Origin of the sequence: Paracoccus fistulariae (genome assembly GCF_028553785.1) — a bacterium.
Classification (GTDB): Bacteria; Pseudomonadota; Alphaproteobacteria; order Rhodobacterales; family Rhodobacteraceae; genus Paracoccus; species Paracoccus fistulariae.
Map to the genome: position 1 here is coordinate 3,288,659 of NZ_CP067136.1, position 12,443 is coordinate 3,301,101.

Consider the following 12,443-nt stretch of genomic DNA (forward strand, 5'->3'; position numbering starts at 1 on the left):
TCCATCCCGGCCAACCCTGCAGGGCCGTCACGTTATGGCCAGCCTAGCGCGATCAGCCTTGACCGCAAGCCTTCTTCCGGTTTCAGGATCGCGCAACGCCTGCCGCCGTCAAAAGTTGCCGCTCAGGCAAAGATACTTGATCTCAAGATAATCCTCGGTCCCGTACCGTGATCCCTCGCGGCCAAGCCCGGACTGCTTGATGCCGCCGAAAGGCGCAAGCTCGGTCGAGATCAGGCCGGTATTGATCCCGACCATGCCCGATTCCAGCGCCTCGGCCACGCGCCAGACACGCCCGTGATCGTTGCTGTAGAAATAGGCCGCCAGACCGAATTCGCTGTCATTGGCCATGGCGATGACGTCGGCCTCATCCTCAAAGCGGAACAGCGGCGCGACGGGGCCGAAGGTTTCTTCGCGGGCGATCTTCATCGCGGCGGTGACGCCGGTCAGGATCGTCGGCGCGAAGAAATTCCCGCCGCGTGGCAATCGCGTGCCGCCCGCGATCACCTGTGCGCCCTTGCCGGTCGCATCAGAGATGTGATCCTCGACCTTCGCCAGTGCCGCTTCGTTGATCAGCGGGCCGGTGGTGACACCCTCGGAAAAACCGTCGCCGACCTTCAGCGCGGCGACCTTTTCCTTCAGCTTTGCCGCGAATTCATCATAAACGCCCGATTGCACATAGATGCGGTTCGCACAGACGCAGGTCTGACCGTTATTGCGATATTTCGCGATCATCGCGCCTTCGACCGCCGCGTCGATATCGGCATCGTCAAAGACGATAAAGGGCGCATTGCCGCCCAGTTCCAGCGACATTTTCTTGATCGTATCCGCGCATTGGCGCATCAGGATCTTGCCCACGCGGGTCGAGCCGGTGAAGGTGATCTTGGCGACCTTTTCATTGTCGCACAGCTCTTGGCCGATGGTGGCCGCGTCCGAGGACGGGATGACGTTCAGGACGCCCGCCGGAATGCCGGCCCGCTGACCCAGAACCGCCATGGCCAGGGCCGACAGAGGCGTCAGCTCGGCCGGCCTGACCACAAAGGTGCAGCCCACCGCCAGCGCCGGCGCGACCTTGCGGGCGATCATCGCATTGGGAAAATTCCAGGGCGTGATCGCGCCGACAACCCCGACCGGCTGTTTCAGCACGACGATGCGCTTGTCACGCTGATGGCCGGGAATGACATCGCCATAGACGCGCTTGGCCTCTTCGGCGAACCATTCGATGAAGGACGCGCCATAAAGGATTTCGCCCCGCGCCTCGTGCCACGGCTTGCCCATCTCGGCGGTCAGGATCGTGGCCAGATCATCGGCATTCGCGATCATCAGGTCGAACCAGCGGCGCAGGATGGCGCCGCGTTCCTTGCCCGTGCATGCGGCCCAGTCAGCGCGGGCGGCGTCGGCGGCGGCAATGGCTGCGGCGGTGTCGGCGACATCCAGATCGGCAACATGGGCGATGCAGTCGCCCGTTGCGGGATTCAGGACCGGGAAGGTCGTCGCTTTCCCGATCCAGACGCCATTCACAAAGCCACGCGTCTCCAGCAGGCTGGGGTCTTTCAGGTCCAGAGCGGCGACCTGCGCTTTCACATCCAGCATTTACCGGGCCTTCACAGCATCAATCGAGGCTTCCAGAATATCCAGCGCCTCGGCGAAGATCTCGGTCTCGATGGTGATCGGGGCCAGGAATCGGATGACATTGCCATAGACGCCGCAGGTCAGCAGGACCAGACCGCGTGTCAGCGCCTCGGCGCGGATGGCATTCGCCATATCCGGGTTCGGTGCCGTCCCGTCGGCGGTGTTGAACTCTGCCGCGACCATGAAACCCGGGCCGCGGATATCGACGATTTCAGGCACCCGCTACCGGATCGATTCCAGACGCTGGCGCAGGCGTGAGCCAAGCTCGTTCGCGCGGGCGCAGAGGTCCTCTTCCTCGATCACATCCAGCACGGCATTGGCGGCGGCGATGCCCAGCGGGTTGCCGCCATAGGTTCCGCCCAGACCGCCGGGCTGGGCCGCATCCATCACCTCGGCCCGGCCCGTGACGGCGGCCAGAGGCAATCCGCCCGCCAGTCCCTTCGCCATCGTGGTCAGATCGGGCGTCACGTCATAGGCCTCCATCGCGAACAGATGGCCGGTGCGGGCAAATCCGGTCTGGATCTCATCCGCGATCAGCAGCATGCCATGCTCGTCACACATATTGCGCAATCCGCGCATCAGTTCCGCCGGGGCAGGATAGAACCCGCCTTCGCCCTGAACCGGTTCGATGATGATGGCGGCGACGCGTTCCGGGTCAAGATCGGCCTTGAACAGCTTGTGCAGGGCGCCAAGCGCCTGGTCGGTCGAAACGCCGTGCAATTCGACCGGGAAGGGCACGTGATAGACATCGGGCATCATCGCGCCGAAATTCTTCTTATAGGGCGCGACCTTGCCGGTCAGGCTCATCCCCATGAAGGTACGGCCGTGGAAGGCGCCGCCAAAGGCGATGATCGCTGGGCGGTTGGTCGCGGCGCGGGCGATCTTGATGGCGTTTTCCACCGCCTCGGCCCCGGTCGTGACAAAGACCGTTTTCTTGGCGAAATCGCCTGGCGCCTTGTCGTTCAGACGCTCGGCCAGACGGATGTAATTCTCATAGGGCAGGACCTGATGGCAGGTATGGGTGAAATCGCCCAGCTGCTCTTGCACGGCGGCCATGACCTTGGGGTGGCGATGGCCGGTATTGACGACCGCAATGCCCGCCGCAAAGTCGATATAGCGATTGCCCTCGACATCCCAGACCTCGGCGTTCTGCGCGCGTTTGGCATAGATCTGCGTCTGCATCCCGACGCCCCGCGCGACGGCCGTGTTCCGGCGCTCTGCGATTGCTGCATTTGTCATGGCACATACCCCAAGGTTTCGCCGGATCTCACCATCCGGCCCGGTTACAGGCTTCTAATCTGTTTCAGATCGCGGAAAAGTCTGTTTTTCGATATGTTCAAGCTGCTGTTTTCTGGTGTATTCAGATGCCAGCGTTTAATATTTCAAACATGAGAAACATGGATCAGGACGGGCTGGAGGTCGGACGGAAATTGCGGGCATTTCGCGAACGGGCGGGATTGTCGCAGCGGGCACTTGCCAAACGGGCCGAAGTGACGAATTCCACCATATCCCTGATCGAGGCCGGCCGCGTCAGTCCCTCGGTCGGGGCGCTGAAGCGCATTCTGGACGGGATCCCCGTCGGCATGTCGGAATTCTTTGCCTTCGAACCGGCAAAGGATCCGACCGTTTTCTATCCCAGCGAGGAACTGACCGAGATCGGCAAGGGCGGTGTGTCGCTGCGGCAGATCGGCTCTGACCTCTATGGTCGCGCGATCATGATCCTGATGGAGACCTATGACAAAGGCGCCGATACCGGTCGCGTCATGTACAGCCACGAGGCCGAAGAGGGCGGTATCGTCATCTCGGGCCGGATCGAGGTCACCGTGGGCGCGCAACGCAAGATCCTTGGGCCCGGCGACGCCTATTATTTCGACAGCCGAAACCCGCACCGCTTTCGGCAGGTCGGAGAGGAAAAATGCGTCATCGTCAGCGCCTGCACGCCGCCGACCTTCTGATCCCTGGCAGATGTCATGAAAAGGCCGGGGCGCGCGTATGGCGGCCCCGGCCTTTCCGATGGCCGCTGAATTGCAGGTTGCTCTCCGGTTATCCGCCGCGTTTCACATGCGCGACGGCGATCATCTCGACCCGCATGCCCGGACGCGCCAGCGCGACGCCGCCGGTGGCGCGTGCGGGCGGGGCGGCGGGGTCGATCCACGCGTCCCAGACGGCATTCATGCCCTGAAAATCGGCCATGTCGCTCAGCCAGACCTGAACCGAGGCAATGTCGGCCTTGCTGCCGCCCAGTTCGGCCATCACGGCGTCGATCTTGGCCAGAACCTGTTTCGTCTGCGTCTCGATATCCGCCGTCAGGTCGCTGGGCACCTGACCGGCCAGAAAGGCGATGTCGCCGATGCAGACCGCCTGGCTCATTCTCTGGCCCGGGTTCAGATGTTTCATGCTCATATGGTTTCCTTCTCAGTCGTTATCCTGTGTGCCCGCACCGGCACCCGCGCGGGATGCCTCGGTCGAGGGGACGGTTGTTTTCATGGCCAGTTCGGTCAGCTTCTGCATGGTCTGGCGGCTGATCGGGCGCAGCGCGGCGGGGTCCTGCCAGGTCCCGTGACCCGCGCGCCGCGACAGCCGAAGCAGGATCCGATTGGCGTGATGCAGCGCGGCAAGATCGCCGTCGATCTGCCCGCTGCCACCGATCAGCACCGTGCCGTCGTCCCAGCCAAGTTCCAACAGCACCGCCTTGCGGCGGGCGATCTCGGCCAGGAAGGGCAGCAGCAGGACCGGCTGGCTCACCGGGCCGATGATCAGGCCATCGCCATCCTCAATCCCCTCTGGCAGATCGGCGAAATCGCACAGGGTCGCGCCAAGCGCGATCGGGCAGATGGGATCGGATCCCGCGCTGCGCCACCGGCCACGGGCGACCACGGGGCAGATATGCGGCCAGCCCTTGCCCGCCGCCAGTTGCAGCTGATCCAGCAGCGCCCCGGCCCCGTCCAGCCCCATCGAGGCCAGCCAGCCCGCCGCCGTTCCGGCCTCTTCCGCCAGCCCCCATTCCATGCCTGCGCCACGCGCGGCCTTGGTGCCAAGGGCCACGATTTCATTGCGGGACAGCTGCACTTCGGAGACCTCTTTTGGCGGAACGGGCGGGCCGGACCGGGTCGGATCGCTGGGCCCGGTCATCTGCCACGCTCCTGCGGCAGATCCAGCGGGTAGGGGGCATATTGGAATAGGCAGATCCTGACCCATTTGTCGGATCGCGGATCGAAATGGCTGGCGCCGAAAAAGGCCAGCTTGCAGCGCATCATGTCGATGGGCAGCGTGTCTTCGGCGATCAGGTTGTCGCGGATCTCGGCATAGGGTCTGCGCGCGGTGATCTGGGCGCGGCGGACCATATAGCGGTGCTGCGGATGTCGCAGCAGGAAGGCCGCGACTGGATCGCCATCCGGCCAGCCCTGCAGGGCCGAGGCCAGATCCGCGCTCATCCAGCCGACGCAAAGCGGTTGTTCCAGCGCCACACCCGGATCCCGGTCGCGATGACCCAACCGGGGTTCCTGCTTTTCTTCCGAGACATATCAGAAACGCGACAGGTTTTCGGGCCTGCCAAAGTCGATACCAATGGCCCAGTCGTAATGGCGCAGCAGGATCTGGCGCAGATCGCCGATGCTCATGCGCCCGTCCAACTGGAATTCGGTGCTTTCATCCAGGCTCATGCCCTGCGCCAGCCCGTCGATCAGATCGCCATGGGGTTCAAGGATCAGCGCCAGCAGCGCCTCTTGCCCCTCTTCGGTCAGGGTCTCTTCGCCCCATCTCCACAAACTGTCCCAGGGCAGGGCGCTGTTGCCGGGAAAATCCGCCAGCTTTCCCGCGACCCGGTCCAGATCGCCCCGCAGATCCTGCAGACGCGCCATTTGCAGCGGATGCGCGGTGACCCAACTGGCCGCATTCTTCTGCGCTTCGCCAAAGGCACGGTTCAGATCATCCACAGCGCGGGCCGAAGCCGTCTCCAGCCGCCGCACACGGGCCAAAGCCTCTTCCCGCGCGGCCATCCAGCAATGCAGCAGCGCGGGATGGCGCACGATGAAAGGGGCCATGCCCAGACCGGTGGAATTGCCGACGCCCATACGCAGCTTGATGGCGGGATCAAGCCGCGCGGCGCCCGGACCGCCGCGCATCGCCGCCAGATGTTCCACGATGTCGATGGTGAATTGGCGCGTCAGCCAGACCGACAGCATCTCGGCCTGAAAGGGGCTGGCCATCTCGGGCCGGTCGGCAATGGCGCTGCGATCCGCCGCGCCGAATTTCCCCGATCCGTAGACCGCGGTGGTGCGCATCAGATAACCGACGGCATCGATCTCGGCCAGGTCGGGTTGCAGGCCCTGCGACAGACGCTCGACCACATGCCGGAACAGCCGGACCGAGCGGTTGGCCCGGCTGAGCGACAGTTCCCTGGTGCTGATCCGGCCGGCCTCTTGCAGCGGCACGTTCCGGGCCAGCCGGTCGATATCGGCGACTGAGGGATCGCCGTCGAACAGGGTGAAGGTGGCGTCCCATGCGGTGGCGATCACCCGGTCCGAGCGCATCTCTTCGGGCAGGTCATGGGCAAAGGCCACAAGGCTGTAGGTGCGGTCGGGGCCGATGGCGCGATAGACGGCGTGGCCCACGCCCTTGGCATCGACCTGCCAGACGGGGCGGTCAAAGCGCCAGTCGCCCCCGGTCATGCGGCGCAACATCACGCGCAGGAAGGACAGCCTTGTCGGGTGGGCCGACCCCATGCGCGACAGCCGCATGACGGTCGCGGGCGGCCGCGGTGCGATATGGCGCCCGGCACCGGTGTGAAACGATGTGTCTGGCATGGCGTCACGACCTTTCTTGAAATGATGGAGAGGGGGCCGGGCAGCGCGCTGCCCGGCCAGCGGATCTACTCGCGCCCCAGGGCCAGGGTGATGCGCAGCGCATCCCACAGCGAGGGCAGCAGAACCAAGGATACAGGAACAGCCGTCACCACGATAAAGCTTTGCAGCTTGCCGACGCCGCCCGACCCGGTCGAGATCAGGATGACCGCCATCACCCCCATGGCCAGCCCCCAGAAGGCGCGCAGCGGGGCCGAGGGGTTGTCATCGGACATGGCCGTCGCGATCACATAGCTCATGGAGTCGCTGGTCGTGGCGACGAAGATCATCGTCAGCACCAGAAACAGCAGCGACAGCAGGAACCCCCAGGGCATCCCTTGCGTGATGGCCAGCAGGCCTGCGGGCAGGTTGAACCCCTCGAACGGGCCCGAGATGATGCCCGGCGTCGCCTGTTCCAGCGCGATGCCAGAGCCGCCGATGATGGTGAACCAGAAATTCGTGATGATCGGCGCCACGATGGCCAGCATCAGGATGATCCCGCGGATCGTGCGGCCCCGGCTGACGCGGGCGATAAAGATCGCCATCAGCGGGCCATAGCCAAGGAACCAGCCCCAGAAGAACACCGTCCACCAGCCCAGCCAGCCCGGATCGCCGAACAGCCCGGCCTCTCCGCGATACATGGCCATGCCAAAGAAGTTCCGCAGATACAGCCAGAAGCTTTCAATGAAGCTGCTGAAGATAAAGCCCGTCGCACCGGCCGCCAGCATGAAGGCCAGAAGCGCAAAGGCCAGAACGATATTCGCCTTGGACAGAAACTGGATGCCTTTTTCCAGCCCCGTCATGGCCGAGATCGTATAGATGCTGGCCAGCGCCAGGATGACGACGACCTGCGTGGCAAAGCTGTCGGGAATGCCGAACAAGGCATTCAGCCCATAGGACATCTGCAGCCCCAGAAAGCCGATCGGACCGACCGTCCCGGCCACCACCGCGATAATGCAGCTTGCATCCGCGATCAGCCCGACGGGCCCGTGCAGCGCCCGCTCGCCAAAGACCGGATAGAGCAGCGTGCGCGGTGCCAGCGGCAGACCCTTTTCATAGTGGTAATGCATGAACATGACGGTGGTCAGCGCCCCCAGGATCGCCCATGCCAGAAAGCCCCAATGCAGATAGGATTGCGCCAGCGCGGCATGGGCCATCGCGTCGGGATCGCCCGACAGATCGCCGAAATAGGGCGGTGTCGACAGGAAATGCGCAATCGGCTCACCCGCAGCCCAGAAGACGCCGCCGCCGGCCAGCAGCGTGCACATGATCATCGAGGCCCATTGAAAGCCGGTGAATTCCGGTTTCTCCAGCCCGCCCACGACCTTGCGGCTGCCCGGCAGAACGCAGATCACCAGCCCGATCAGGAAGGTGGCCAGCAGCAGGATCTGCCAGTACAGCCCGAAATAGCGCGCGGCCAGCGCAAAGCTCTTGTCCAAGATGGCCGAAAGCGTGTCGATGCTGATCAGCGCCAGCGCGCAGAACAGCAGAATAAATCCCCCCGTGACCGCGAAAAGCGGCTTGTCCACGCGGTCAAGCCAGCCGCTTTCGGTCTGCTCCTTGGTTGAATCCGTCATGATCTTCCTCCCTAAAAGATCGGCGCGGCAGTCGGTGCTGCCGCTTATTCAGCGACGTTGTGATACCGCTTGCGTGTTTCGGCCCGTGCGCCGAAGCTTTCGTCGAAGAAGCGCAGCCAGTTTCCTCCCATGACTGCGGCGATATTCGTGGCATCCATCCCCGTGGCCTTCAGACCCGTGGCGATGCGCCCGAAATCGCGGTTATCCGCGAACCAGTCGGGCATGTCGGGAAAGCCGGGCGCCGAGGCGCTGCCCTCGCCATAATCGATCTGTTTGGTCCAGCGGCCGGTGCGCATCCATTCGACGATGCTGTCGGGCTGGTCCTGACACAGGTCCGTGCCGATCCCGATATGGTCGATGCCCATCAGATCCGCCGTCCGCGCGACCATGTCGCAGAAATCCTGCAAGCCGCAGGCGCTGCCGCCCTTCAGGTGATGCGGATAGACCGAAAAGCCCAGCATCCCGCCGCTTTGGCCAAGCGCGCGCAGGACGTCATCGGATTTGTTGCGCAGCGCCGGATGCCAGTTGGCGGGGTTGGCATGGGTGATGGCGATCGGGCGGCTGGAATGGTCGATGGCCTCGATGGTGGATCGCGTGCCGGAATGGCTCATATCCACGACCAGCCCGACTCGGTTCATCTCGGCCACGACCTCACGGCCCATGCGGGTCAGGCCGGTATCCTCCGCTTCATAACAGCCGGTCGCCAGCAGGGACTGGTTGTTATAGGTCAGCTGCATGAAGCGCAGGCCCAGCGTGTGCAGGATTTCGACCAGCCCGATATCATCCTCGATACAGGACGGGTTCTGCGCGCCGAAGAAGATCGCGCTGCGCCCGGTGTCGCGGGCAAGGGTCACGTCGGCGGCTGTCCGGCCCTGAAAGATCAGATCAGAGAACTGCTCGAACCAGCGGTTCCAGCGTTCGATGTTCAGCACCGTTTCGCGGAAATTCTCGTGATAGGTGATGGTGACATGGACGGCATCGACGCCGCCTTCGCGCAACTGGCGGAAAATCTTTTCAGACCAATTCGCATATTGCAGGCCATCTATCAGCGGGGTCATTCCGGCGCCCCCGCCGCGACATAGGCGGTCTTGACGGTGGTGTAGAATTCGGCGGCGTAACGCCCCTGTTCGCGCGGCCCGAAGGAAGAGGCCCCGCGCCCCCCGAAAGGCACGTGATAATCGGTGCCGGCGGTGGGCAGGTTCACCATCACGCAGCCCGCGCGCATATTGGCGCGGAAATGGCTGGCGCGGGCAAGGCTGCGGGTCATGATCCCGGCGGTCAGGCCGAATTCGCTGTCATTGGCGGTGACCAGCGCCTCGTCATAGCTGCCGACGCGGATGACGCTGGTGATCGGGGCGAACATCTCTTCGCGGTTGATGCGCATGTCGTTGCGGGTGCCCGCAAAGACCGCCGGGGCCATGAAATAGCCATCGGTCGCACGTTCAAGCCGCGCGCCACCGCAGAGCAACTCCGCGCCTTCGGCCTTGCCCGCCTCGATATAGGCGAGGTTCTGGTCCAACTGGAACTGAGAGACGACCGGCCCGATCTGCGTGTCCTCTGCCAATGCGTGGCCCACATTCAGCGCCTGCGCGGCCTGAACCAGCCGTTCGACAAAGGCGTCATGGATCGCCTCATGCACGATCAGGCGCGATGCGGCGGTGCATTTCTGTCCGGTTCCGCCGAATGCCGCCCCTGCGGCATGGGCGACGGCCAGATCCAGATCGGCATCCTCCATGACGATCATCGGGTTCTTCGACCCCATCTCCATCTGCACCTTGGTCATATTCGCCATCGCTGCCTGCGCGATGCCGCGCCCCACGGGGACCGAGCCGGTAAAGCTGATCGCATCGATCAGCGGGCTTGCCACCAGCCGCTGCCCCACGGCGCGGCCGGGGCCGGTGACCAGGTTGAACAGCCCCGCCGGGATATCCTGCCGGGCAATGATCTCGGTCAGCGCGACGGCGCTGGCGGGCGTGACATTGGCGGGCTTCCAGATCACCGCATTGCCAAAGGCCAGCGCGGGCGCGATTTTCCATGCCGGGGTCGCGACCGGGAAGTTCCAGGGCGAGATGATCGCCACCACGCCCACGGGTTCGCGGCGCACGTCGATCTCGACGCCGGGACGGACGCTTTCGGCCAAATCGCCCTGATTGCGCAGACATTCGCCCGCGTAATAGGTGAAGAACTGGCCCGCGCGATATACCTCGCCCTTGCCTTCGGCCAGCGGCTTGCCCTCTTCGCGTGAGATCATGCGGCCGATTTCCCCGGCGCGGGCCATCAATTCGGTGCCAATGGCCATCAGCACGTCATGGCGCTTTTGCACGCCGGCGGCCCACCACCGGGGCCATGCTTCTCGCGCGGCCTCCAGCGCCTGATCCAGATGGCTGCCATCGGCCTGGGCATAGGCCCCGATCACATCCGACAGATCCGACGGATTCAGGTTTTCGACCACCGAGGCGCCGTCCGTCCACTGACCGGCGATGTAGATTCCAGTATTGGCCGTCATATCTGTCTCCTCATTCTTCAGGGACAGCACTAGACGATGAGTATGATTTCAGGCAATCTTGAAATATTGATGATTAATTCAGAAAAATTGAAATGACGATCAAGCTGGAAATGTTGCGCGTCTTTCGGACCGTTGCCGAACAGGGATCGCTGGCGCAGGCTGCCGCTATTCTGGGGCGCACCCCGTCGGCCGTGTCCATGATGCTGGCGCAGTTCGAGGATAACCTTGGCGCGCCCCTGTTCGAGGCAGAGCGCAAGAACCGCCTGACCAAGCTGGGCGAGCATGTGCTGGCCGAAGCCGTGCGCGCGACGGATGTGTTTCACAGCAGCGTCCTGTCAATCGGGCGGCTGACCAATTCGATTGCCGGAACGGTGCGCATCGCGGCGGTGCCCTCGGTGACGGTGACGCTGCTGCCCCGCGCCATCGCGGAATTCCGGCGCCAGCGCCCGCAGGTGCGTCTGGAAATCAGCGATCTGGACAGCGCCTCGGTCCGGCGCCGCATCCGTCTGGACGAGGCGGATATCGGCATCCTCACCGCCTCGGCGGATGATGAGGATGCCGACGCGACGGTGATCATGCGCGACCGGCTTGGCATCGTCTATCAGCAGGGCGGAACGATAGGTCAGGCGCTGGACAGCGGCGATCAGCCGCCCAGCTGGCGTCTGCTGGCGCAGGAAACCATGATCGCGAACCCGCTGTGCAATCTTGTCCCGCATGACATCGTGCCGCAGCTTCTGGAAAGCTGCACCTTGCAGGCACGCAATACGACCGCGCTTTTATCCTTTGTCCGCGAGGGGCTGGGCGCGACGATCCTGCCGGAAAGCGTTCTGGCGCATTTTCCCCACGGGCTTGGCTTTGCCTGCCCGTCTGATCCGGCTGCTATGCGGACTGTGCGCATGATCCGACCCCGCGACCGCAGGCTCAGCCCCGCCGCGCAGGAATTCTGGAATTCGCTGCAAGGCAGTGTGCCGGTCTGATCTGGCAGGCTTTTCGGGCGCTTTCTGTCGGCGCTAGGGCTGGCAGCCCTCGATCTCCGCCGCGCCGTTGCTGCCGATGACCGTCAGGCGCAGGCGCTGGATGTCCAGCGGGAAGGGGGCGGCGCTGCTGGGAACGAAATCTGCCACCGCCACCGTGCCGTCGGCGCGCTGTTCGATCTCGGTGCCCGAAACCCATATTTCGGGCTGACCGGCCAGTTCGATGGCGGCGATCTGGATCTGTTCATGGGGCAGGGTGATGGCCACTTGCACACCGTCAGAGATGTTCTGCACATGGCAGGTCAGATCCTGTCGGACGGGCTGGGGAACATTGGCCAGCGCGGCCTGGATCAGCGGATCAGGCTGGGGTGCGGGCTGGTCGGCCTGCAGTTCCAGATGCGCGGGCACGCAGATGCTTTCGCACAGGCCCAGATCGACGCTGGCCGACAGGGACACCGGTTCCCCGGCCTGTTTCGGGCTTGCCGTGAAGGGCAGGACCAACCGGTCGTGATAGCCCATGGTCAGCGACTCACCCGACCGGATCGCTTCGGGTGCGGGCCAGTGCAGGGTGATCTTGTCCAGATTGCCCGACCCGCTCCAATCGAAGCTGGGGGGCATGCCGCTGTCGCCGGGGCTGCGCCAATAGGTTTTCCAGCCCGGTTCCAGCCTCAGTTCGATTGCGGCGATGCGATTGCCCTGACCGTCCATCCAGCCGGGCAGGATCCGCGCCGAGGTCAGACCGGGTGGCAGATCGCGCGCAATTGCGGGCGTGGCGGCAAGGGCAGTGGCGATCAGCAGGAACTTCAGGCGTGTCATAATCATTTTATACCCATTGGACCGCGCCGGATGAAGTCACAAAGCGGCGCGGCCCTTGTAAGATAAAGGCAGAGTGATGATGTTGTCATGAATGGGTCAG

11 protein-coding genes and 1 pseudogene are annotated in these 12,443 nt (G+C 63.9%); 2 read left to right on the plus strand and 10 right to left on the minus strand.

Going from position 1 to position 12,443, the window contains the following annotated elements; translation table 11 throughout:
- Positions 1-108 precede the first annotated feature (108 nt).
- Together JHX87_RS16245 and JHX87_RS16250 are read right to left on the minus strand one after the other, a co-directional pair.
- On the minus strand, positions 109-1,590 hold the full coding sequence (locus JHX87_RS16245; RefSeq protein ID WP_271883779.1) for an NAD-dependent succinate-semialdehyde dehydrogenase: 1,482 nt from the start codon (positions 1,588-1,590) through the stop codon (positions 109-111).
- Positions 1,591-2,868: pseudogene (locus JHX87_RS16250) on the minus strand (4-aminobutyrate--2-oxoglutarate transaminase).
- Positions 2,869-3,017: 149 nt separating this feature from the next.
- Between JHX87_RS16250 and JHX87_RS16255 the strand changes: the two are divergent.
- On the plus strand, positions 3,018-3,584 hold the full coding sequence (locus tag JHX87_RS16255; RefSeq protein WP_271883778.1) for a cupin domain-containing protein: 567 nt from the start codon (positions 3,018-3,020) through the stop codon (positions 3,582-3,584).
- An 88-nt stretch (positions 3,585-3,672) separates the two neighbouring features.
- Here JHX87_RS16255 and JHX87_RS16260 read toward each other — a convergent pair whose 3' ends face one another.
- The 7 genes from JHX87_RS16260 to JHX87_RS16285 form a co-directional block, all read right to left on the minus strand.
- Complete coding sequence (locus tag JHX87_RS16260; RefSeq protein WP_271883777.1) at positions 3,673-4,032, minus strand: RidA family protein; 360 nt, start codon at positions 4,030-4,032, stop codon at positions 3,673-3,675.
- Positions 4,033-4,044: 12 nt separating this feature from the next.
- Positions 4,045-4,761 (minus strand): DUF3726 domain-containing protein, encoded by a 717-nt coding sequence (locus JHX87_RS16265; protein ID WP_271883776.1) that lies wholly within the window; start codon positions 4,759-4,761, stop codon positions 4,045-4,047.
- Positions 4,758-5,123 carry a hypothetical protein gene (locus JHX87_RS18495; protein WP_334220875.1) on the minus strand — a complete coding sequence of 122 codons (366 nt, stop codon included), beginning with the start codon at positions 5,121-5,123 and terminating at the stop codon, positions 4,758-4,760. Before JHX87_RS18495 ends, JHX87_RS16265 begins: the two co-directional genes overlap by 4 nt.
- Positions 5,124-5,153: 30 nt before the next feature.
- Positions 5,154-6,434, minus strand: a complete 1,281-nt coding sequence (locus tag JHX87_RS16270; protein ID WP_334220874.1) for a hypothetical protein — start codon at positions 6,432-6,434, stop codon at positions 5,154-5,156.
- Between the two features lie 65 nt (positions 6,435-6,499).
- A complete protein-coding gene (locus JHX87_RS16275; RefSeq protein ID WP_271883775.1) occupies positions 6,500-8,047 on the minus strand; it encodes a BCCT family transporter in 1,548 nt (515 codons plus the stop codon).
- 44 nt (positions 8,048-8,091) lie between these two features.
- Positions 8,092-9,105, minus strand: a complete 1,014-nt coding sequence (locus JHX87_RS16280) for a membrane dipeptidase (protein ID WP_271883774.1) — start codon at positions 9,103-9,105, stop codon at positions 8,092-8,094.
- Positions 9,102-10,553, minus strand: coding sequence for an aldehyde dehydrogenase family protein (locus JHX87_RS16285; protein ID WP_271883773.1), 1,452 nt, complete (start codon positions 10,551-10,553; stop codon positions 9,102-9,104). The genes JHX87_RS16280 and JHX87_RS16285 overlap by 4 nt, the downstream gene beginning before the upstream one ends.
- A 92-nt stretch (positions 10,554-10,645) precedes the next feature.
- On the opposite strand from JHX87_RS16285, the gene JHX87_RS16290 reads away from it, so the two are divergent.
- Positions 10,646-11,530, plus strand: a complete 885-nt coding sequence (locus tag JHX87_RS16290; RefSeq protein ID WP_271883772.1) for a LysR family transcriptional regulator — start codon at positions 10,646-10,648, stop codon at positions 11,528-11,530.
- Positions 11,531-11,563: 33 nt separating this feature from the next.
- On the opposite strand, the gene JHX87_RS16295 is transcribed toward JHX87_RS16290, so the two are convergent.
- Positions 11,564-12,343, minus strand: coding sequence for a protein-disulfide reductase DsbD domain-containing protein (locus JHX87_RS16295; protein ID WP_272833730.1), 780 nt, complete (start codon positions 12,341-12,343; stop codon positions 11,564-11,566).
- Positions 12,344-12,443: the final 100 nt, after the last annotated feature.